General features: G+C 71.3%; 18 protein-coding genes and 1 riboswitch. Of the genes, 8 read left to right on the plus strand and 10 right to left on the minus strand.

The genetic code is table 11. The features are described from left to right. Window positions 1-79 precede the first annotated feature (79 nt). The 6 genes from OG946_RS25890 to OG946_RS25915 form a co-directional block, all read right to left on the minus strand. Window positions 80-1099, minus strand: a complete 1020-nt coding sequence (locus OG946_RS25890; protein ID WP_326798396.1) for a ribonucleotide-diphosphate reductase subunit beta — start codon at window positions 1097-1099, stop codon at window positions 80-82. Next, window positions 1096-3519, minus strand: a complete 2424-nt coding sequence (locus OG946_RS25895; protein WP_326798397.1) for a ribonucleoside-diphosphate reductase subunit alpha — start codon at window positions 3517-3519, stop codon at window positions 1096-1098. Before OG946_RS25895 ends, OG946_RS25890 begins: the two co-directional genes overlap by 4 nt. A 120-nt stretch (window positions 3520-3639) precedes the next feature. Continuing rightward, window positions 3640-3786: riboswitch (cobalamin riboswitch) on the minus strand. Between the two features lie 58 nt (window positions 3787-3844). After that, complete coding sequence (locus OG946_RS25900; RefSeq protein ID WP_326798398.1) at window positions 3845-4363, minus strand: GNAT family N-acetyltransferase; 519 nt, start codon at window positions 4361-4363, stop codon at window positions 3845-3847. Window positions 4364-4458: 95 nt separating this feature from the next. Beyond that, window positions 4459-4662, minus strand: coding sequence for a YbdD/YjiX family protein (locus OG946_RS25905; protein WP_047017960.1), 204 nt, complete (start codon window positions 4660-4662; stop codon window positions 4459-4461). Next, window positions 4659-6881, minus strand: a complete 2223-nt coding sequence (locus OG946_RS25910) for a carbon starvation CstA family protein (RefSeq protein ID WP_326798399.1) — start codon at window positions 6879-6881, stop codon at window positions 4659-4661. Before OG946_RS25910 ends, OG946_RS25905 begins: the two co-directional genes overlap by 4 nt. 195 nt (window positions 6882-7076) lie before the next feature. Continuing rightward, window positions 7077-7883, minus strand: coding sequence for a GntR family transcriptional regulator (locus OG946_RS25915; RefSeq protein WP_173534882.1), 807 nt, complete (start codon window positions 7881-7883; stop codon window positions 7077-7079). A 317-nt stretch (window positions 7884-8200) separates the two neighbouring features. Here OG946_RS25915 and OG946_RS25920 point away from each other — a divergent pair, with 317 nt between their 5' ends. The 5 genes from OG946_RS25920 to OG946_RS25940 all read left to right on the plus strand — a co-directional run bounded on the left by OG946_RS25920 (window position 8201) and on the right by OG946_RS25940 (window position 14122). After that, a complete protein-coding gene (locus OG946_RS25920; protein ID WP_326798400.1) occupies window positions 8201-9487 on the plus strand; it encodes an extracellular solute-binding protein in 1287 nt (428 codons plus the stop codon). A gap of 90 nt (window positions 9488-9577) precedes the next feature. After that, complete coding sequence (locus OG946_RS25925) at window positions 9578-10564, plus strand: carbohydrate ABC transporter permease (protein ID WP_326798401.1); 987 nt, start codon at window positions 9578-9580, stop codon at window positions 10562-10564. Beyond that, on the plus strand, window positions 10561-11391 hold the full coding sequence (locus OG946_RS25930) for a carbohydrate ABC transporter permease (protein ID WP_326798402.1): 831 nt from the start codon (window positions 10561-10563) through the stop codon (window positions 11389-11391). The genes OG946_RS25925 and OG946_RS25930 overlap by 4 nt, the downstream gene beginning before the upstream one ends. 60 nt (window positions 11392-11451) lie before the next feature. Continuing rightward, window positions 11452-13023, plus strand: coding sequence for a glycoside hydrolase family 3 protein (locus OG946_RS25935; protein WP_326798403.1), 1572 nt, complete (start codon window positions 11452-11454; stop codon window positions 13021-13023). A 49-nt stretch (window positions 13024-13072) separates the two neighbouring features. Beyond that, the gene (locus OG946_RS25940; protein ID WP_326798404.1) at window positions 13073-14122 is read left to right on the plus strand and encodes an SIS domain-containing protein; all 1050 of its coding nucleotides are present in this window, start codon (window positions 13073-13075) and stop codon (window positions 14120-14122) included. Between the two features lie 69 nt (window positions 14123-14191). Here OG946_RS25940 and OG946_RS25945 read toward each other — a convergent pair whose 3' ends face one another. Continuing rightward, window positions 14192-14944 carry an SDR family oxidoreductase gene (locus OG946_RS25945; protein WP_326798405.1) on the minus strand — a complete coding sequence of 251 codons (753 nt, stop codon included), beginning with the start codon at window positions 14942-14944 and terminating at the stop codon, window positions 14192-14194. Window positions 14945-15024: 80 nt separating this feature from the next. Here OG946_RS25945 and OG946_RS25950 point away from each other — a divergent pair, with 80 nt between their 5' ends. Next, a complete protein-coding gene (locus OG946_RS25950) occupies window positions 15025-15657 on the plus strand; it encodes a TetR/AcrR family transcriptional regulator (RefSeq protein WP_326798406.1) in 633 nt (210 codons plus the stop codon). Between the two features lie 326 nt (window positions 15658-15983). Then, complete coding sequence (locus tag OG946_RS25955) at window positions 15984-17465, plus strand: sensor histidine kinase (RefSeq protein WP_326798407.1); 1482 nt, start codon at window positions 15984-15986, stop codon at window positions 17463-17465. A gap of 275 nt (window positions 17466-17740) precedes the next feature. On the opposite strand, the gene OG946_RS25960 is transcribed toward OG946_RS25955, so the two are convergent. Together OG946_RS25960 and OG946_RS25965 are read right to left on the minus strand one after the other, a co-directional pair. Continuing rightward, window positions 17741-17998 carry a WhiB family transcriptional regulator gene (locus tag OG946_RS25960; RefSeq protein ID WP_018835069.1) on the minus strand — a complete coding sequence of 86 codons (258 nt, stop codon included), beginning with the start codon at window positions 17996-17998 and terminating at the stop codon, window positions 17741-17743. A gap of 317 nt (window positions 17999-18315) precedes the next feature. Next, window positions 18316-19284 carry a diacylglycerol/lipid kinase family protein gene (locus tag OG946_RS25965; RefSeq protein ID WP_326798408.1) on the minus strand — a complete coding sequence of 323 codons (969 nt, stop codon included), beginning with the start codon at window positions 19282-19284 and terminating at the stop codon, window positions 18316-18318. Between the two features lie 80 nt (window positions 19285-19364). Here OG946_RS25965 and OG946_RS25970 point away from each other — a divergent pair, with 80 nt between their 5' ends. Beyond that, window positions 19365-20036 (plus strand): hypothetical protein, encoded by a 672-nt coding sequence (locus OG946_RS25970; protein ID WP_326798409.1) that lies wholly within the window; start codon window positions 19365-19367, stop codon window positions 20034-20036. Between the two features lie 172 nt (window positions 20037-20208). On the opposite strand, the gene OG946_RS25975 is transcribed toward OG946_RS25970, so the two are convergent. Continuing rightward, a complete protein-coding gene (locus OG946_RS25975; protein ID WP_234380170.1) occupies window positions 20209-21048 on the minus strand; it encodes a SigB/SigF/SigG family RNA polymerase sigma factor in 840 nt (279 codons plus the stop codon). Between the last annotated feature and the right edge of the window lie 10 nt (window positions 21049-21058).

The following is a 21058-nucleotide window of genomic DNA, read 5'->3' on the forward strand; positions in this document are numbered from 1 at the left end:
AGCGGCCGCCGGCCGGACCCGCCCCCCGCGGTCGGGTCCGGCCGGCGCCGCGGCTCACCGGCCGCCCGGCACGCGGCGCTCAGAACTCGTCGTCGAACCCGACCGAGCCCTCCACCGCCACCTGGTACGCGGACGGGCGGCGCTCGAAGAAGTTCGTCAGCTCCTGCACGTCCTGCAGCTCCATGAACGCGAACGGGTTCTGCGACCCGTACACCGGAGCGAAGCCCAGCCGGACCAGCCGCTGGTCCGCCACACACTCCAGATACGCGCGCATCGAGTCGGTGTTCATCCCCGGCAGGCCGTCGCCGCACAGGTCCTGCGCGAACTGCAGCTCCGCCCGCACCGCCTCGTCGAGCATGTCGCGCACCTGCCGCCCCAGCTCCTCGTCGAAGAGGCCCGGCTCCTCCTCGCGGACCGTGTCGACCACGGAGAACGCGAAGTTCATGTGCATGCTCTCGTCGCGGAACACCCAGTTCGTGCCCGTCGCGAGCCCGTGCAGCAGGCCGCGGGAGCGCAGCCAGTAGACGTACGCGAACGCGCCGTAGAAGAACAGGCCCTCGATGCACGCGGCGAAGCAGATGAGGTTGAGCAGGAAGCGGCGGCGGTCCTCCCTGGTCTCCAGCCGCTCGATGTTCTCCACGGAGTCCATCCAGCGGAAGCAGAACTGCGCCTTCTCGCGGATCGACGGGATGTTCTCGACGGCGGCGAACGCCGCGGTCCGCTCGTCCGGGTCGGGGAGGTAGGTGTCGAGCAGCGTCAGATAGAACTGGACGTGCACGGCCTCCTCGAAGAGCTGGCGGGAGAGGTAGAGGCGGGCCTCCGGCGAGTTGACGTGCCTGTAGAGCGTGAGCACCAGGTTGTTCGCCACGATCGAGTCGCCGGTGGCGAAGAACGCCACCAGTCTGCCGATGAGGTGCTGTTCGCCCGGCGAGAGCTTGGCGAGGTCGGAGACGTCGGAGTGGAGGTCGACCTCCTCGACGGTCCAGGTGTTCTTGATCGCGTCCCGGTAGCGCTCGTAGAAGTCCGGGTAGCGCATGGGGCGCAGGGTCAGCTCGAAGCCGGGGTCGAGCAGGTTCTTGGCTCCGGTGGCGGTGGTCACTGGCAGGCCTCGCAGGTCTCGGGGTTCTCCAGGGAGCAGGCGACGGCGTCGTCGGCGTGCGGCTGCTGGACGGGCAGGGGTACGGGGGCGGCGCCGGCGGGCGCGGCGGCGCGGGCCGAGCGGGCGATCCGGGTCGCCGGCCGGGAGCGCAGGTAGTACGTCGTCTTCAGCCCGGACTTCCAGGCGTAGGCGTACATCGAGCTCAGCTTGCCGATGGTCGGCGCGGCCATGAAGAGGTTGAGCGACTGGGCCTGGTCGAGGTAGGGCGTACGGGCCGCGGCCATGTCGATCAGCGCGCGCTGCGGCATCTCCCACGCCGTGCGGTAGCGCGCCCGGACCTCCTCGGGGATCCAGGTCAGCTCCTGTACGGAACCGTCGTGCTCGCGCAGCGCCTCGCGCGTTCGCGCGTCCCACACCCCGAGCGCCTTCAGCTCGGCCACCAGGTAGGAGTTGACCTGGAGGAACTCGCCGCTCAGCGTCTCGCGCTTGAAGAGGTTGGAGACCTGCGGCTCGATGCACTCGTAGACGCCGGCGATGGAGGCGATCGTCGCGGTCGGCGCGATGGCCAGCAGCAGCGAGTTGCGCAGCCCCGTCTCCGCGATGCGCGCGCGGAGCGCGGTCCAGCGCTCCGGCCAGACCGCGCCGGCCTCGGGGTAGTGGTCGGGGTGCAGCACGCCGCGGGCGGCGCGGGTGCGGGACCAGGCCGGGTGCGCGCCGTGCCGCTCGGCGAGGTCGGCGGAGGCGGCGTACGCGGCGAGCATGATGCGCTCGGCGATACGGGTGGACAGCGCCCGCGCCGCCGGGGAGTCGAACGGCAGCCCCAGCCGGAAGAAGACGTCCTGGAGGCCCATCACGCCCAGGCCCACGGGCCGCCAGCGGGAGTTGGAGGCGGCGGCCTGCTCGGTGGGGTAGAAGTTGATGTCCACGACGCGGTCGAGGAACGTCACGGCGGTACGGACCGTGGCGTCCAGCTTCTCCCAGTCCATCGCCCCTTCCCAGCCGCCGGCGGTGTCGCCGAGATGGGCGGCGAGGTTGACCGAGCCGAGGTTGCACACCGCGGTCTCGCCGTCGTCCGAGACCTCCAGGATCTCGGTGCACAGGTTCGAGGAGTGCACGACGGCGCCGGGCTCCGCGGTCTGGTTGGCGGTGCGGTTGGCGGCGTCCTTGAACGTCATCCAGCCGTTGCCGGTCTGCGCGAGGGTACGCATCATCCGCCCGTACAACTGCCGCGCGGGGACCTGCTTGACGTACCGCCCCTCGGCCTCCGCGCGCGCGTACGCCGCGTCGAACTCGGCGCCGTACAGGTCGGTCAGCTCCGGCACCTCGGCGGGCGAGAAGAGCGACCAGGGGCCGTCGGCCTCGACGCGGCGCATGAACTCGTCCGGGATCCAGTGCGCGAGGTTGAGGTTGTGGGTGCGGCGGGCCTCCTCGCCGGTGTTGTCCCGCAGCTCCAGGAACTCCTCGACGTCGGCGTGCCAGGGCTCCAGGTAGACGCAGGCGGCGCCCTTGCGCTTGCCGCCCTGGTTCACGGCGGCGACGGAGGCGTCCAGGGTGCGCAGGAACGGGACGATGCCGTTGGAGTGGCCGTTGGTGCCGCGGATCAGCGAGCCGCGGGAGCGGACCCGGGTGAAGGGGATGCCGATGCCGCCGGAGTGCTTGGAGAGCCGGGCGACCTGGTGGTAGCGCTCGTAGATCGAGTCCAGCTCGTCGAGCGGGGAGTCCAGCAGGTAGCAGGACGACATCTGCGGGTGGCGGGTGCCGGAGTTGAAGAGGGTGGGGGAGGAGGGCAGGTAGCCGAGGCGGCTCATCAGCCCGTACAGCTCGGCGACTTCGGCCACGGCGGCGTCGGAGTCGCCGGCGGCCAGTCCGCAGGCGACGCGCAGGAAGAAGTGCTGGGCGGTCTCGATGACGGCGCGCTCGGTGGGGTGGCGCAGCAGGTAGCGGGTGGAGACCGTACGCAGGCCGAAGTAGCCGAACCGGTCGTCGCGGCCCTCGGCGACGGCCTCGTCGACCAGCGCGTCGAGGCGGGCGGCGTGCCGCCGGACGAACGCGGCGGTGGTGTCGGCGACGATGCCCTCGCGGTGGCCCACGGCGATCGCGGCGGAGAAGCTCGTGGCGCCCTGGCCCGCGGCCTCCTCGGCGACGGCCCGGGTCAGCAGCCGGGCGGCCAGCTTCGAGTACTCCGGCTCCTCGGCGATGAGCGCCGCCGCGGCCTCGGTGGCCAGCTCCCGCAACTCCGCGTCGCCGGAGCCCGGGTGCCGTCCGCGCAGGGCGTCGGCGGCGACCCGGGCGGGGTCGGTGGCGGGCAGGTCGGCGGTCAGCTCGGCGAGGGTGCGGGTGAGCGCTGCGGCCGGGCCGTCGCCGGCACGGGGGGTGGCGGAGGCGGGCTCCGTAGGCGCGGCCGGTGGTGCGATCGTCAAGATGCTGCTCTCCCTCGCTCGGCGGGGCCGCGCGGGAGAGCTGTGTACGGGCGCAGGCGGGATGCCCGAATCCGTCGAGGCAACCCGTGTGCGTCCGCGAGCCCAATCCACGAGACCCGGACGTCATCGATCGCTGCCGGAGGTTTTCGGGCTCACGACGTACGGACCCGCCGGCGTGTGGCAGGCGTGCCCGGACATCGCTTACCGTTGCGGGACAGCTCCGGACTTCCACCGGATTCCCCTGCGTCGGCAGCTGGGACGAGCATACATCTAGTGGCTCGCCTGGGAACCACCCCTATATGTTGTGTCGCATGTCGGTCGGGCGTCAGAGGTCCGCGACGAAGGCCCAGAGCGGCAGATCCGGCAGCGGCAGCCAGTCCCGCGCCGGGGTGCGGACGAACCCCAGCCGCTCGTACAGCCGGTGGGCCGTGGCCATATCGGGGGTGCTGGACAGCACCACCCGGTGCGCGCCCAGCTCCCGGGAGCGGTCCAGACAGGCCCGTACGAGCGCCTCGCCCACGCCCCGGCCGCGCGCTTCCCGGGCCACCGCCAGCATCCGGAACTCGCCCTCGCCCGGCCCGCTCAGCTCCGCGAACGGCGACCCCGCCGTTACGAACGTCACACTGCCCAGCACCTCGCCGCCGACCGCGCGGGCGTCCCCTTCGACCGCGACCAGCACCTCGGCGCGCTCCGCCGCCGCCCGGCGGCGCACGTCCCGCAGCTCGTGCACGTACGTGTCGTCCTCGCCGAACGTCAGCAGCCCGTCCGCCAGATATGCCTCGGCGACCAGCTGGCCCGCTCGCTCGTACTCCTCCGGCCGCACCGGCCGCACCGTGAAGTCCATGCCCCCGAGTCTGCCCTGCGCCACCGACAACGGGCCGCCGCCCCCGGAAGCCGGGGACGGCGGCCCGTAAGCCTGCGGCCTGGGCCGCACCGCGCTCAGCAGCAGCGGAAGCCCTTTCGCGGGTCGTCGCCCGCGTCCGTGCGCATCCGCTCGAACTCGCGCCGGGTGGGCACCTTCGCGTCGGGGTCGTGACCGCGCAGGTGCTCGACGTAGCGCTCGTAGGCCGTGTCGCCGATCACCTCGCGGACGTACCACCAGACCTTGCGCCCGGCCGCCGCCAGCGCCGCCGTCCCGGTCACGAGCCCCCTCCGTCCCGCGCACCGCCGCCGGCACCGGGTCCGGTGCCCTGCTTGAACCCGCCGCCGCTGCCCAGCCCTGCCGCGGCCAGCTCCTGCTTCTCCTCCTTGGTCGCGATCAGTTGCGCCGGTGCGACGTACGACGACTCGTGGTACGGCTCCTCATGGCTGACGACGGACTCCGGGTTGCGCAGGGACTTCACGCACACCCGGGCCGCGTCCAGGATCACGACGACCACCAGCAGCGCGAAGACCGCCGACAGCACCCCGTCGACGGTCGTGTTGGTGACGATCGTCTCGGCGTCCTCCAGCTCCTGCCCGGACAGCTTGCCGGAGTCGATGCCCTCCTGCGCCACGTCGCCCTGGGCGAAGAAGCCGACCCGCGGGTCGTCCGAGAAGACCTTCTGCCAGCTCGCGGTGAGCGTGACCACCGCGACCCAGATCAGCGGGATGCCCGTCACCCACGCCCACTTGAGCCGCCCCGACTTGATCAGCAGCGTGGTGCAGATCGTCAGCGCGACCGCGCCGAGCAACTGGTTGGTGATGCCGAAGAGCGGGAAGAGCTGGTTGATGCCGCCGAGGGGGTCGTTGACGCCGACCCACAGGAAGTAGCCCCACAGGCCCACGACGACCGCGCTGGTGGCGATGAGCCCCGGCCACCAACTGACGTGCTTGAGCGGCTTGTAGATGTTGCCGAGGGTGTCCTGGAGCATGAAGCGGCCCACCCGGGTGCCCGCGTCGAGCGCGGTGAGGATGAACAGCGCCTCGAACATGATCGCGAAGTGGTACCAGAACGCCTTGAGACTGTCCCCGGTCACGTCGGAGAAGATCTCCGAGACGCCGATGGCGAACGTCGGTGCGCCGCCGGTACGGGACAGCAGCGTCGACTCCTCGACGGAGTCGGCCGCCGCTTGCAGGGCCGCGGGCGTGATCTCGTACCCGAAGCCCTGGATCGCCTGCGACGCCGACTGTGCGGTGTCGCCGATCACCGTGGGCGCCGAGTTCATCGCGAAGTACAGCCCCGGGTCCAGCACACAGGCGGCGATCATCGCCACGATCGCGACGGAGGACTCCATCAGCATGGAGCCGTAGCCGATCATCCGGATCTGCGTCTCCTTCTGCACCATCTTGGGTGTGGTGCCGGAGGAGATGAGGGAGTGGAAGCCGGACAGGGCGCCGCAGGCGATGGTGATGAAGACGAACGGGAAGAGCGAGCCGGCGAAGACCGGTCCCGTGCCCTCGCCCGCGAAGTCGGTGACGCCCTCCATCTTCAGCGTCGGCGCGGCCACGACCACGCCGATGAAGAGCAGCGCGATGGTGCCGAGCTTCATGAACGTCGACAGGTAGTCGCGCGGCGCGAGCAGCATCCACACCGGCAGCACCGAGGCGATGAAGGCGTAGATGACCATCCAGATGACCAGCGACTCCTTGCTCAGCGTGAACGTGTCCGCGAGCGAGGACTCGGCCACCCAACGGCCCGCGACCAGCGCGAGCAGCAGCAGGGCGATGCCGATCAGCGACACCTCGGCGACCCGGCCAGGACGGATCATCCGCAGGTAGAAGCCCATGAACAGGGCGATCGGGATCGTCATGCCGATGGAGAACGTGCCCCAGGGGGACTCCGCAAGCGCGTTGACGATGACCAGCGCCAGCACCGCCAGCAGGATGATCATGATCGCGAAGACGGCCAGCAGCGCGGCGGCGCCGCCCACCGGGCCGATCTCCTCGCGCGCCATCTGGCCGAGCGAACGGCCGTTGCGGCGGGTGGAGAAGAAGAGCACCACCATGTCCTGGACCGCGCCCGCGAAGATCACGCCCGCGACGATCCAGATGGTGCCCGGCAGGAAGCCCATCTGCGCCGCCAGCACCGGGCCGACCAGCGGGCCCGCGCCGGAGATCGCGGCGAAGTGGTGGCCGAGGAGGACCCGGCGGTCCGTCGGCTGGAAGTCGATGCCGTTGTCGAGCCGTTCCGCGGGGGTGGCGCGGTTCTTGTCGGCCTTGAGCACGCGGTAGGCGATGAACTTCGAGTAGAAGCGGTAGCCGATGGCGTACGAGCCGAGGGCCGCGGCCACCATCCAGGCCGCCGAGACCTCCTCGCCCCGGGAGAGCGCCAGCATGGTCCAGCCGACGGCGCCCACCAGGGCCACGACCGTCCACAGGATCACGCTCTTCGGTTCCAAACGTGGCTTTTTCGGCACGTCCGGGGGTGCTTGCACAGTCATGGCGGCTCCGTCCCCTGAGCTCTCAATCTCTTGCAATGCGCTCGAAATGTAGAGCAGGGTCAGGCCGCCGTCACTAGGGCGATCAGTCGCTATCCGATCACGAAAGCCCCGGCAGCGGCGCTGCGGCCGGGGGAGAGCGCCCATCGGGCGGCACGCGGCGGCGGCGCCGGCACCGGGCCGCCGCCGCGCGGTCGCTCAGCCCACCGGGCGGCGGAGGCGGGCGACGAACTTGTAGCGGTCGCCGCGGTAGACCGAGCGGACCCACTCCACCGGCTCGCCGTGGGTGTCCACCGAGTGGCGCGAGAGCATCAGCATGGGCAGGCCCGTGTCCGTGCCCAGCAGGCCCGCCTCGCGGGGCGTGGCCAGCGAGGTCTCGATGGTCTCCTCGGCCTCGGCCAGGTGGACGTCGTAGACCTCGGCGAGCGCGGTGTAGAGCGAGGAGTGCTTGACCAGGCTGCGGCGCAGCGCCGGGAAGCGCTTCGCCGACAGGTGGGTGGTCTCGATGGCCATCGGCTCGCCGTTGGCCAGGCGCAGCCGCTCGATGCGCAGCACCCGCCCGCCGGGGGTGATGTCGAGCCGCTCGGCGAGCTGGTCGCCGGCGGTGACGTAGCCGATGTCCAGCAGTTGCGAGGTGGGTTCGAGGCCCTGGGCGCGCATGTCCTCGGTGTACGAGGTCAGTTGGAGGGCCTGCGAGACCTTGGGCTTGGCCACGAACGTGCCCTTGCCCTGGATCCGCTCCAGCCGACCCTCCACGACCAGCTCCTGCAGCGCCTGGCGCACGGTCGTACGGGAGGTGTCGAACTCGGAGGCGAGCGTGCGCTCCGGCGGCACCGGGGTGCCGGGAGGCAGGGTCTCGGTCATCTCCAGCAAATGCCGCTTGAGCCGGTAGTACTTGGGCACGCGGGTGGTCCGCCCGGTGCTGCCCCCGGCACGTCCCGGCTCGTCGGCTGCCGGTACCGTCGCAGCCGACGTTCCCTCGGCCGGTCCGGCGTTCGTCCTCATGACTCCTCCGTCTGGTAGCGGCTCACATCCTGGCACGGCTCGTCACCCGTCGGTGCACTCGCGGGGTGACGGGATAGCTCACATGTCGGTCCGGTAACGGAAGCCGAACCAGCAGGCCGCACACCCTTGACACCCTCATTGGTCTAGGCCAGGCTTCGTTCCACGATTGGTCCAGACCAAGACCGTCAACCTGGTCTAAACCATTAAAGACCACAAGTCCACTCCACGGGCAGGGTCCGGGAGCAAGGACTTTTCGGTGGCGAATCGCTGGCGAAAGACGGCAGGGGGGCGTGGGCCGGCATGTTGAGGAGGGTGACGTGAAGCGCACGGCGGTAGCGGTGCTGGCGGCGGCTGGCCTGGTGGCAAGCCTCGCCGCCTGCGGTTCTGACGAGGGTGACGAAGAGGGCGACAAGGGCGGTGGCGCCAAGTCGTTCAAGGGCGAGACGCTCACCTTCTGGGCCATGGACGGCTCGACCCCGGACGACTGGCTGAAGGACGTCGAGGCCGAGTTCGAGAAGAAGACGGGCGCCAAGCTCGAATACAAGGTCCAGCAGTGGAACGGCATCCAGCAGAAGCTGACCACCGCGCTGTCCGAGGAGAGCCCGCCCGACGTGGTCGAGGTCGGCAACACCCAGACGCCCGCCTACGCGGCGACCGGCGGTCTGGCCGATCTGACCGAGCTGAAGGACGAGATCGGCACCGAGTGGACCGAGTCCCTCAACGAGTCGTCGGTCTACGAGGGCGCGCAGTACGCGGTGCCGTGGTTCTTCGCCAACCGCGTGGTGATGTACAACAAGTCGATCTTCAAGGAAGCCGGCATCACGGAGATCCCCAAGACCCGTGACGACCTCTTCGCGGCGTTCGACAAGATCGAGAAGAACACCGACGCCGAGCCGGTCTACATGCCCGGCCAGAACTGGTACTTCTTCGACGGCCTGCTCATCGGCCAGGACGCCGAGCTGGTGAAGCAGGACGGCGACAAGTGGGTCTCCAACCTCTCCGACCCCAAGGTCGGCCAGGCCATGGAGATCTACAAGCAGTACGCCGACTACTCCACGGCGCCCAAGGACAAGGACGAGGCCACCCCGCAGCAGGGCGAGGTCTTCGGCAAGGGCGAGACCGGCGCGATCATCGGCATGGGCTGGGAGTCCGGCATCGCGATCGAGGCGAGCAAGGACAAGAACTTCGAGAAGGAGATCGGCTACTTCACCATCCCCGGTGAGACCGCCGACACCCCCGAGAGCGTCTTCCTCGGCGGCTCCAACCTCGCCGTCGCCGCGGGCAGCGAGAAGCAGGAACTGGCCCAGGAGTTCCTGAAGATCGTGCTCTCCGACAAGCACGAGGGCGCCCTCGCGGCCGCCAACGGCGTGATCCCCAACAAGGACTCGCTGCTGTCGAAGCTGGAGGGCAACGAGGCGGCCGAGGCCGCGGCGCCCGCCGCCGCCGTCGGCGGCACCACGCCGCTCATCCCGGAGTGGGGCGCGGTGGAGAACACCCCCAACCCCATCAAGTCCTACATGACCGCCTACCTCAACGGTGACTCCCACGAGGACGCCGCCAAGTCGGTCGAGGACGACCTGAACGAGCGCCTGGCGCAGGAGTAAGCGTCATCGGGCGGGCGGGACCGGGTCCGACCCGGCCCCGCCCGCACCCGCGGGTCCGAAACCACCTCGTCCCGAAGAGATCGCCGCATCATGACTGTGCAGATACCGAGGCCGGCAGCCGAGAAGGCCAAACGCCGCGCCCGTACGACACCACCCCCACCGCCCGGACGCCACCGCAAGGCCCAGGGCTCCGCCGGCGCCCTCCCGTACCTGCTGCTGCTGCCCGCGCTGGCGATCACCGCCGTGCTGCTCGGCTATCCGCTGGTGAAGAACGGCATCCTGTCGTTCCAGAAGCTGGGCATGAAGGAGCTGATCCAGCACCTCACCGAGTGGAACGGCTTCGACAACTACACCGACGTCCTCGGCGGCGAGGACTTCTGGCGCGTCACGCTCCGGACGGTGCTCTTCACCGCGGTCAACGTCGCGCTCATCATGGTCCTCGGCACCCTCGTCGGGCTGCTGCTCGCCCGGCTCGGCCGCAAGATGCGGCTGACCCTGCTGATGGCGCTCGTCCTCGCCTGGGCCATGCCCATCATCGCCGCCACCACCGTCTACCAGTGGCTGTTCGCCGAGCGCTACGGCGTCGTCAACTGGATCCTGGACAAGCTCGGCTGGCACTCCATGGCCGACTACTCCTGGACCAGCAGCCAGTTCTCCACCTTCTTCGTGATCACGGTGATGCTCGTCTGGACGTCGATCCCGTTCGTGGCGATCAACCTCTACGCCGCCACGACCACGATCGCCAAGGAGCTGTACGAGGCCGCGGGGCTCGACGGCGCCGGCGCCTGGCGCACGTTCACCTCGGTGACCTTCCCGTTCATCAAGCCGTTCCTGCTCGCCACCACGTTCCTGGAGATCATCTGGATCTTCAAGGCGTTCCCGCACGTCTACGCGATCAACGGCGGCGGCCCCGACCGGCTCACCGAGACGCTCCCCGTCTACGCCTTCGTCGAGGGCGTCGGCAACCAGCACTACGGCACGGGCGCGGCGATCTCCGTGCTCACGATCCTGGTCCTGATGGCGCTCACGTCGTACTACATCCGCATGGTCATGAAGCAGGAGAGGGAAGACTCGTGAGGCGCTCGTTCATCGGCCGCTTCTGGCCCAACGCGACGGCTTTGGTGCTGTTCGTCATCTTCCTCTTCCCCGTGTACTGGATGTTCGCCACATCGTTCAAGCCGACCGGCGACATCATCAGCGAGGACCCGGTCTGGTTCCCGATGGACCCGACCTTCGAGCACTACCGCACGGCCTTCGACGCCGACAACTTCTGGAACTTCTGGAAGAACTCGCTCACGGTGACCCTGCTGGCGGTCGGCTTCTCGCTGCTCATCGCCCTCGTCGCGTCCTTCGCCCTGGCGCGGATGCGCTTCCGGGGCCGTACCGGCATCATCCTGATCTTCATGTTCGCGCAGATGGCGCCCTGGGAGGTCATGGTCATCTCGGTGTACATGCTGGTGCGCGACGCGGACATGCTGAACAGCCTGGTGCCGCTCACGCTCTTCTACACCGTGATGGTGCTGCCGCTGACCATCCTCACGCTGCGCACCTACGTGGCCGCGGTGCCCAAGGACCTGGAGGAGGCCGCCATGGTCGACGGCGCCACCCGGGTCCAGGCGTTCCGCAAGGTGATCTTCCCGCTGCTGGCGCCCGGCCTCATGGCCACCTCGCTCTTCGGCTTCATCACCGCCTGGAACGAGTTCCCGATGGTGCTGGTCCTCAACAAGGAGGCCGAGGCGCAGACCCTGCCGCTGTGGCTGTCCCAGTTCCAGACCCAGTTCGGCGACGACTGGGGTGCCACCATGGCCGCCGCGTCGCTGTTCGCCCTGCCCATCCTGCTGCTCTTCCTGTACCTGCAGCGGAAGGTCACCGCCGGCCTCACCGCCGGTGCCGTGAAGGGCTGACGTACCACCTCGTAAGCTGCGGCGGAACCAGCCGCCGCGGGAAGGGACAGCACGACGGCCATGACGACACTCGCAGGGAGCACCGACACCCTGACCCGGGACGCCCTCGCCGTACTGCAGCCGAGCTTCCTGGGCACGACGCCCCCGGACTGGGTACTGCGCCGCCTCGACGAGGGCCTGACCGGCGTCGGGCTCTTCGGCCGCAACATCGAGAACCCCGAGCAGGTCGCCCGGCTCACCGCGCGGCTGCGCGCCGCCCGCCCCGACGTGCTGGTGGCGATGGACGAGGAGGGCGGCGACGTCACCCGCCTCGAGGTGCGCACCGGCTCCTCGTTCCCCGGCAACCTCGCCCTCGGCGCGGTCGACGACCCCGGGCTGACCCGGGCCGTCGCCCGCGAGCTGGGCCGCCGGCTCGCCGAGGCCGGCGTCAACCTCGACTGGGCGCCGTCCGCCGACGTCAACTCCAACCCCGACAACCCGGTGATCGGCGCGCGCTCCTTCGGCGCGGACCCCGCGCTCGTCGCCCGGCACACCGCCGCGTACATCGAGGGCCTCCAGGACGCGGGCGTCAGCGCCTGCGCCAAGCACTTCCCCGGCCACGGCGACACCAACGTCGACTCGCACCACGCCATGCCGCGCATCGACGTCCCCGTCGACGTGCTGCACGAGCGCGAGCTGGTGCCGTTCCGGGCCGCGGTCGCGGCCGGCACCAAGGCCGTGATGAGCGCGCACATCCTGCTGCCCGCGCTGCGCACCGACGTGCCCGCCACCGTCAGCCCCGCGGTGCTCACCGGCCTGCTGCGCGCCCCCGTCGCCGACGGCGGGCTCGGCTTCACCGGCCTGATCATCACGGACGCGCTGGAGATGCAGGCCATCGCCGCGACGTACGGCATCGAGGGCGGTGCGGTACGGGCCGTCGCGGCCGGCGCCGACGCGATGTGCATCGGCGCCCGCGGCGACGAGGAGATCGTGCTGCGCACCCGCGACGCCCTGGTGGCCGCGGTGCGCAGCGGGGACCTGCCCGAGGAGCGGCTCGCCGATGCCGCTGCCCGGGTACGGGCGCTGGCGGCCTGGTCGGCGTCGGCGGCGTCCGGCGCGGTGGAGGGGATCGCGCCGGACCCCGGCGTCGGCCAGGCCGCGGCCCGCCGGGCGCTGCGCGTCACGGGGGCGGAGGGCTACGAGCCGCCGGTCGGCCCGGTGTACGTCGCCGGGTTCACGCCGGTCGCCAGCATCGCGGTGGGGCAGGAGACCCCGTGGGGCGTCGGCGCGGAGCTGGAGCGCGCGCTGCCCGGCACCGAGTCCGCGGTCTTCGACGGCTCGGCGCTGGGCACCGACGGCGGCGGGGGCGGCAAGGCGGCGAGCCGGGAGGGTTTGTCGGCGCTGACCGCAAATGTGCTCGCGGCGGCGGGTGATCGTAGGATCGTCGCAGTGGTGCGCGACGTCCACCGCCACCCCTGGATGGCGGACGCGCTCGACGCCCTGCTCGCCGCCCGTCCCGACACCGTCGTGGTGGAGATGGGTGTGCCGCAGGCGCCGCCGCGCGGGGCGCCGCACATCGCGACACACGGTGCCGCCCGCGTCTGCGGGCGCGCCGCCGCGGAGGTCATCACCGGCAAGGGCGCCGGGGCCTGACCGCCACCCGCCCGTACCACCTGACACCGCATTACGGAGGCAACCCCGCATGACTGCCGCCCAGCCGGGCCGGATCATGGCCGGCGAGATGGCCGAACAGCCCGAGGCCCTGCGCCGCGTCCTGGCGCACGGCGCCCCGGAGATCCGCGGGGTCGCCGAGGCGATCGCGGCCCGCTCGCCGCGCTTCGTCCTGCTGACCGCGCGGGGCACGTCGGACAACGCCGCGCTGTACGCCAAGTACCTGCTGGAGGTCCGGCTCGGGCTGCCGTGCGGGCTGACCTCGATGTCCACCACCACGGCGTACGAGGCCAAGCCGGACCTCACCGACGTGCTGGTGATCACGGTCAGCCAGTCCGGCGGCTCGCCCGACCTCGTCGCCTCCACCCGGGCCGCCCGCGAGGCCGGCGCCATCACGCTGGCGGTGACCAACAACCCGGACTCGCCGCTGGCCGGCGTCAGCGAGTACCACATCGACGTCCAGGCGGGCCCGGAGAAGGCGCTGCCGGCGACCAAGACGTACACCGCCTCGCTGCTGGCGCTCTACCTCTTCGTCGAGGGCATGCGCGGCGGGCAGGGGGAGGCCGCCGCGGTGCTGCCGGAGCTGGCCGAGCAGATCCTCGCCCGGCAGGACGAGGTGAAGGCCCTGGCGCAGCGCTACCGCTTCGCCGAGCGGATGGTCCTCACCTCGCGCGGCTACGGCTATCCGACGGCCAAGGAGGCGGCGCTGAAGCTGATGGAGACGTCGTACATCCCGGCGCTCTCCTACTCCGGCGCGGACCTGCTGCACGGCCCGCTGGCGATGGTCGACAACGTCTCGCCGGTCATCGCCATCGTCACCGACGGCCGCGGCGGCGAGGCGCTGCAGCCGGTGCTCGACCGGCTGCGGGACCGCGGCGCCGACCTCGTCGTCATCGGCCCGCAGGCGCAGGTCGACGCCGCCGCGGGGGGCTTCGCGCTGCCTACGGCGGGGGTGGCGGAGGAGGTGCAGCCGATCCTGGAGATCCTGCCGCTGCAACTGCTCGCGTACGAGGTCACCATCGCCCGCGGCCAGGACCCGGACGCCCCGCGCTCGCTGGCGAAGGTCACCGAGACCCGGTAGGCACCCGATCGCGTACGGGCGAAGGACCCGGCTCCCTCGCGGAGCCGGGTCCTTCGCCTTTCGCGCGTGCTACAGCAGTACGCCGCCGGAGACGTCGACGTACGCGCCGGTGAGCACCGTGGCATCGCCGGAGACCAGATAGGCCACCGTGTCCGCGACCTCGCTGACGTCCGGGATCCGGCCCAGCGGCGACATCGCCGCCATGCCCGCCTTCGCGTCGTCGTTGTCGCGCAGCCAGGCCGCGTTCATGTCGGTGTCCAGGGCGCCGGGCGCGACCGCGTTGACGGTGATGCCCCGCTCGCCCACGGACTTCGACAGGAACTTGGTGAAGGCGTCGACCGCGCTCTTCGTCATCGTGTACGCCAGCAGCGTCGGCATCATCGCCGCGTGCGTGGCCACCGTGGAGACGTTGACGATGCGCCCGCCGTCCCGCAGCCGGGACAGCCCCAGCTTGGTGACGAAGAACGGCGCCTTGGTGTTCACCGCGAACAGCCGGTCGAAGTCGGCCTCGTCGGTGTCATCGATGAGCGCCTGCAGCGCCACCCCCGCGTTGTTGACGAGGATGTCGAGCCCGTCCGCGTGCCGGTCGAACTCCGCCCACAGCGCCGCCGCGTCGCCCGGCACGCCCAGCTCGGCCCTGATCGCGAACGCCTCGCCGCCTGCCGCCTCGATCGCGGCGACCGTCTCCTTCGCCGCCGCCTCGTTGCTGCCGTAGTGCACGGCGACCCGTGCGCCGTCCCGCCCCAGCCGCTCCGCGATCGCCCTGCCGATCCCGCGGCTCGCGCCCGTGACCAGTGCCGTCTTGCCAGTGAGCGCGCCCATGGCCGCGCCTCCCTTTCTGTAAAGGTCGCTACAGAAAGGACCGTATCACATTGTCTAGCGGGCGCTATAGAATTGATTCCATGGCCACCAAGCAGCGCGGGCGCCCCCGCTCGTTCGACCGCGACGAAGCGCTGGAGAAGGCCCTGTACGCCTTCTGGCAGCACGGCTACGAGGCCACCTCCGTCGCCGACCTCACCCGCGTCCTCGGCATCGGCGCGCCCAGCCTGTACGCCGCCTTCGGCGACAAGAAGGCGCTCTTCGACGCCGCCGTCGAGGCGTACGCGACGACCGACAACGGCACGTTCATCGACCGTGCGCTGGCCGAGGAGCCCACCGCCGTCGCCGCCTTCGGCCGCATCCTGCGCGAGGCCGCCGTCGGGTACACCGCGCCGGACCACCCCCGCGGCTGCATGGTGCTCAGCGTCGGCGTGAGCGCCACCACCCCCGAGGTGGTGACCAAGATGCGCGAGCTGCGCGCCCTGAACCTCGCCGCCTTGACCGCGCGCGTCCAGGCTGATGTGACCGCGGGCGTGCTGCCGCCCGGGACCGACGCGGAGAAGCTCGCGAGCTACGCGGGGGCCGTCCTCCAGGGCATGTCCGCGCAGGCCAGGGATGGTGCCGACCGGGAGCTGCTGCAGCGGGTGGCGGAGGTCGCCGCGGCGGGCTTCGCGGCGTCGGCGGAGGGCGGCCAAGTCGGTGCGTCCGGGGCGTAGACAGCCGGGAGTGGTCTAGTCCACAATGCATGTCAGGCTTCCGCCCCTTCCGCACGACGGGGCGGAACGAGGCCCGAGACGTTCTCTGCCCTGACTGCGTCCCGGCCTCCTCACCGGCTGCGACGCCGCGGGGCCGCACACTTCGCGGCGCGCGCACCGGTGCTTGGCTCCGGGCCGCGGTGCCGGACGGGTTGAGGGTCCCGGTCCAGGCACCGCGGCCCGAAGTGCGTGCGGGCCTCCGGCCCGCACCGCGGGCGCCGACGGCTTCGCCGCGGCGGGCTTCGGGTGCTTTTCGGCCGCGCCGGTAGGCTCCAGGTGTGCCGTCCATGAACGAACTCGTCCGCCGGCACACGGCGCTGAGCGAGACCGACCTGGAGTGGCTGCACCTCCTCGTATCGGAGTGGCAGTTGCTCGCCGACCTGTCCTTCGCCGACCTCGTGCTCTGGGTCCCGACCGTCGACGGCGCCCGCTACGTCTCCGTGGCGCAGATGCGTCCGAACACCGGGCCCACCTCGTACCAGGACGACATGGTCGGCCACACCGTCCCGCGCGGCCGGCGCCCGATGCTCGACGCTGCCCTCGACGAGGGTCGGATCGTGCGCGAGGGCGACCCGGAGTGGCGCGAGGAGGTGCCCGTACGGATCGAATCCATCCCCGTGCGCCGGGAGAGCCGCGTCCTGGGCGTCATCGCCCGCAACACCAACCTGCTGACCGTGCGCACCCCCAGCCGGCTGGAGCTGACGTATCTGCAGAGCGCCTCCGACCTCGCGCAGATGATCACCGCAGGCGCGTTCCCCTACCCCGGGCAGCAGGGCGACACGGAGACCTCGCCGCGGGTCGGCGACGGGCTCATCCGGCTCGACGCGGAGGGCATCGTGCAGTACGCCTCGCCCAACGCGCTCTCCGCCTACCACCGCCTGGGCCAGGCCGCCGACCTCGTCGGCCGGCACCTCGGCCAGGCCACCTCGGAGCTGGCCGTCAGCAAGGAACCGGTGGACGAGGCGCTGGTCAAGCTCGCCAGCGGGTGGGCGCCGCGGGAGGCGGAGGTGGAGGGCAACGGCGGCGTCATCCAGTTGCGCGCGATCCCGCTGAAGCCGCGCGGGACGCGCATCGGGTCGCTGGTGCTGCTGCGCGACGTCACCGAGATCCGGCGGCGCGAACGCGAGTTGATGACCAAGGACGCCACGATCCGCGAGATCCACCACCGGGTGAAGAACAACCTGCAGACCGTCGCCGCCCTGCTGCGGCTCCAGTCGCGCCGGCTGGCGGCCGAAGACCCCGACGGGCGGGCGCGGGCGGCGCTGGACGAGGCGGTGCGGCGGGTCGGCTCGATCGCCATCGTGCACGAGACGCTGTCGCAGAACCTGGACGAGACCGTGGAGTTCGACGAGATCGCCGACCGGGTGGTGGCGATGGTGGCGGAGATCAGCCCCGGCCGGGTGACGGGACACCGCACCGGCCGCTTCGGCGTGCTCAAGGCGGAGGTCGCCACGCCGCTGTCCATGGTCCTGACCGAGGTGCTGCAGAACGCCCTGGAACACGGCTTCGGGCCGGGGGAGTCGGGGCGGGTGGAGGTTACCGCGCTGCGCTCCAGCGGGCGGCAGGACAGCCGGCTGCTGGTCACCGTGCAGGACGACGGGCGGGGGCTGCCGGAGGGGTTCGACCCGGCGACGTCCGGGAGCCTCGGGCTGCAGATCGTACGCACGCTGGTCGAGGGGGAGTTGGCGGGCACGTTTTCGATGGCGCGGGCGCCGGAGGGCGGCACGCGGGTGGTGTTCGACATTCCCGTGCAACCCGAAAAGCGCTGACGCGCCGGGGCGTTGCGGGTACGGAGGTGGACGGCGCGGGTTGACGGGGCGCGTAGCGCTTCACGGCCACACTGCGGCGACACTGCGGCGACGCGCCTCGGTCACGCCGCGGCATCGGGTCAGACGGCGGCATCGGGGCAGCAAAAAGCCCCGGGCCATCTGGCTCCGGGGCTCTGCGGTGACTCGTGGTGCGGCGTTGCGGCTGCTGCGCTGCGGCTCGGGGAGAGCGGCGCCGTGGGTCCCACGGCGCCTTGGCGCATCCGGGGGGTGTCGGGTCAGGCGCTGGCCCTGCGCGCCCGGTTGCGCGCGGCGCGGCGCTTCATCGCGCGGCGCTCGTCCTCGCTGAGGCCACCCCAGACACCGGAGTCCTGACCGGACTCCAGCGCCCACTGCAGGCACTGCTCCATCACGGGGCAGCGACGGCAGACGGCCTTGGCTTCCTCGATCTGCAGCAGCGCAGGACCGGTGTTGCCGATCGGGAAGAAGAGCTCGGGGTCTTCCTCGCGGCAAACGGCGCTGTGACGCCAGTCCATGACTGCTCCATCTCTTCGCGTTGCTGTCAGTTGCTTGTGAATGTGAACGCTTTCACGAATCCTCCGACAAGTGAAGGGGTCGAACCAGATTTCCGGTGTGACCTTCAACATGTGGAGGGGGCGAGTGCGCCGGAGGTGAGGTCCCCTGAGGGGAGGCGCTCCAGCCGCCATGAAGAGGTTCGCAAACCTCAGCTTCGGATACAACCCCTTCCGGGAAGTTTCTTTGGATTCCTTGGTCTCAGTTGACAAAGGGCCCCACTTCCAGGGGGTGAGGCGCAGCCTAAACGTTCGACTGGAAGGACTTTCGGGCCTTCCACTCACACAATCACACGCAGTGCGCGCCGTACGCCTGTGAAGGTCACGCTCGTACGCAGCCCTAGGTGGTCACCGTCCATCTGGAAGGGCAGTGGGGCCTGTGATTCCAAGGTGAAGTCGGTGAGATCGTGCAGGGACACCGCGTGCTTGCCGTGCGGCCCGCGCTCCGGCGACGAGGTGAGCAACTGGGTGCCGTAGCGCAGCAGCGAAGGCGTGGAGAGCCGGGCGAGTCCGAGCACGTCGAGGGCGGTGTCGAAGGACGCGCCGGGGGTCGCGTAGAGGGGGCGGTTGCCCAGGTAGCTCCACGGCGAGGTGTTGCAGACGAGCGAGAGCACCAGGCCCTCGACGGGGTCCTCGGCCGGGCGCCGCAGTGTGATCGTGCCGTGCCTGCGGTCGCCCTCGCCGAGCCACTGGCGCAGCAACTGCCGTACGTAGAGCGGGTGGGTGGACTTCTTGCCGCGCTCGCGCTTCTGCTCGACGCGGCCGACGACGCCCGCGTCGAACCCCATGCCCGCGCAGAACGTGAACCAGCGCGCCGGCGCGCCCTCGTCGTCGGTGTCCGGGGTGCCGGAGGCGAGCCCGAGGCCGACGGTGCGCTCGCTGCCGGAGTGCATGGCGTCGAGCAGCGCGCCGGTGGCCTCGACGGCGTCGTTGGGCAGCCCGAGGGCGCGGGCGAAGACGTTCGTGGAACCGCCGGGGACGACGGCGAGCCGGGGCAGTTCCTCGGGCGCGGGGCCGCGGTGCAGCAGGCCGTTGACGACCTCGTTGACGGTGCCGTCGCCGCCGAGGGCGACGACGACGTCGACCTCGCCGCTGTCCGCCGCGTGCCGGGCGACGTCGCGGGCGTGGCCCCGGTACTCGGTGGTGACCGTCTCCAGCTTCAGGTCGCTGGCGAGTGCGTGGATCAGCACGTCGCGGGTCCGGGCACTGGTGTCGGTGGCGGCGGGATTCACCACGAGGAGCGCACGCATGGCATGCAGGTTACCTACCGAAAAGTAGAGGGGCCCAGCCCCGGCGTGACGGGCACCGGGGCCCCAGTAGGCTGGAGAGCATGAGCGGAACGCAGGGCCGGGGCGGGCGGAAGCAGGCGGCCGGGCCCGAGCGGGAGAAACCGGGCGGGGCGGGGCGGGAGAAGGCCGCCGGGACCGGGCGGAAGCCCGCGCCCGAGAAGAACACCGGGGCCGGCAAGGCCGCGAAGAGCAGCGGGGCGGGTAAGGCCGCGCCGGCCGCCAAGGCCGCTGAATCGGGCGAGGCGGGCAAGGTCACGGAGGACGCGGCGGCCGGCAAGGCCGCGGGGGACGGGGCCGGGAAGGCCGCCGAGGAGAAGGGCCCGCGGCCGCCGCGGGTCACCGTCGCCGCGGTACTGACCGCGGTCGAGGGGATCGTCATCGCCGCCCTCGGGGGCTACGAGCTGGTGCTCGGGATCGTCGGCGAACCGGACAGCACCCGCCAGGCCGTCTTCGGCGGGCTCACCGTGCTGGCGCTCGCCGTGCTGCCGCTGGCCGCCGCGCACGGGCTGTGGCGGCAGCGCCGCTGGAGCCGGGGGCCCTCGATGATCACGCAGATCCTGGCGCTGCCGGTGGCCTTCGCGATGGTGTCGACGGGCGGCACGATGCTCGCGCTGGGGCTCGTGCTGGGCGCGGTCGCGGTGGGGGCGCTCGTCTGCGTGCTCAGCCCGAGCACGGCGGAGGCGCTGGGCGTGGGCCCGAGCCGGACGGCGTAGCACCGCGGCACGGGCCGGGGGAGGGGCGTACGCCCCCCCTACGGCCCCGCCATGAGGCCCGTACGGCACGAAGACCCCCTCGGCCGCCCTTCATGCTCCGGGGGTACTCAGGGCGCCGGAGAGCGGCGCAGGGCGCCTCGCGGGTCACGGCGGGGCGCACGCGCCCCGCCGCTCACTCCTCGACGAGCAGCCGCTCGCGCAACTGCGCCAGCGTGCGCGCCAGGAGCCGGGAGACGTGCATCTGCGAGATGCCGACCTCCTGGGCGATCTGGGACTGGGTCATGTTCCCGAAGAAGCGGAGCAGCAGGATCTTCTTCTCCCGCGGCGGCAGCTCCTCCAGCAGCGGCTTGAGGGACTCGCGGTACTCGACGCCCTCCAGGGCGTCGTCCTCCGCGCCGAGGGTGTCGGCGACGGCCGGCGACTCGTCGTCGGTGTCGGGGACGTCGAGGGACAGGGTGGAGTACGCGTTCGCCGACTCCAGGCCCTCCAGGACCTCTTCCTCGGAGATGTTGAGCTTCTGCGCCAGCTCGTGCACCGTCGGGGCCCGGCCGTGCAACTGGGAGAGCTCGGCGGTGGCAGAGGTCAGCGACAGCCGCAGCTCCTGCAGCCGCCGCGGCACCCGCACCGCCCAGCCCTTGTCGCGGAAGTGGCGCTTGATCTCGCCGACGACCGTGGGGGTCGCATACGTCGAGAACTCCACGCCGCGGTCGGGGTCGAAGCGGTCCACGGACTTGATCAGGCCGATGGTGGCGACCTGGGTGAGGTCGTCCAGCGGCTCGCCGCGGTTGCGGAAGCGGCGGGCCAGGTGCTCCACGAGCGGCAGGTGCATCTGCACGAGGGCGTTCCGCAGCTCGGCGTGCTCGGAGGAGTCCGCGGGCAGCTTGCGCAGCTCGTAGAACATCGCCCGCGCGCCGCTGCGGTCCTGCGGTTCACGCCTGTCGTGCTGCTGCAGTCCGTCCATGTGGTCCGCCCGCTCTCGCTCCGCCGCGGCCAGCCGGCCCTCGTCTCGCATCGGAACGCCC

Origin of the sequence: Streptomyces sp. NBC_01808 (assembly GCF_035917395.1) — a bacterium.
GTDB lineage: Bacteria > Actinomycetota > Actinomycetes > Streptomycetales > Streptomycetaceae > Streptomyces.

Coding starts and splice junctions, on each gene's coding strand:
- OG946_RS25900 (WP_326798398.1), bottom strand. CDS start 4,363: ATGGACTTCACGGTGCGGCCGGTGCGGCCGGAGGAGTACGAGCGAGCG.
- OG946_RS25910 (WP_326798399.1), bottom strand. CDS start 6,881: ATGACTGTGCAAGCACCCCCGGACGTGCCGAAAAAGCCACGTTTGGAA.
- OG946_RS25915 (WP_173534882.1), bottom strand. CDS start 7,883: ATGAGGACGAACGCCGGACCGGCCGAGGGAACGTCGGCTGCGACGGTA.
- OG946_RS25925 (WP_326798401.1), top strand. CDS start 9,578: ATGACTGTGCAGATACCGAGGCCGGCAGCCGAGAAGGCCAAACGCCGC.
- OG946_RS25935 (WP_326798403.1), top strand. CDS start 11,452: ATGACGACACTCGCAGGGAGCACCGACACCCTGACCCGGGACGCCCTC.
- OG946_RS25940 (WP_326798404.1), top strand. CDS start 13,073: ATGACTGCCGCCCAGCCGGGCCGGATCATGGCCGGCGAGATGGCCGAA.
- OG946_RS25945 (WP_326798405.1), bottom strand. CDS start 14,944: ATGGGCGCGCTCACTGGCAAGACGGCACTGGTCACGGGCGCGAGCCGC.
- OG946_RS25950 (WP_326798406.1), top strand. CDS start 15,025: ATGGCCACCAAGCAGCGCGGGCGCCCCCGCTCGTTCGACCGCGACGAA.
- OG946_RS25955 (WP_326798407.1), top strand. CDS start 15,984: ATGAACGAACTCGTCCGCCGGCACACGGCGCTGAGCGAGACCGACCTG.
- OG946_RS25960 (WP_018835069.1), bottom strand. CDS start 17,998: ATGGACTGGCGTCACAGCGCCGTTTGCCGCGAGGAAGACCCCGAGCTC.
- OG946_RS25965 (WP_326798408.1), bottom strand. CDS start 19,284: ATGCGTGCGCTCCTCGTGGTGAATCCCGCCGCCACCGACACCAGTGCC.
- OG946_RS25970 (WP_326798409.1), top strand. CDS start 19,365: ATGAGCGGAACGCAGGGCCGGGGCGGGCGGAAGCAGGCGGCCGGGCCC.
- OG946_RS25975 (WP_234380170.1), bottom strand. CDS start 21,048: ATGCGAGACGAGGGCCGGCTGGCCGCGGCGGAGCGAGAGCGGGCGGAC.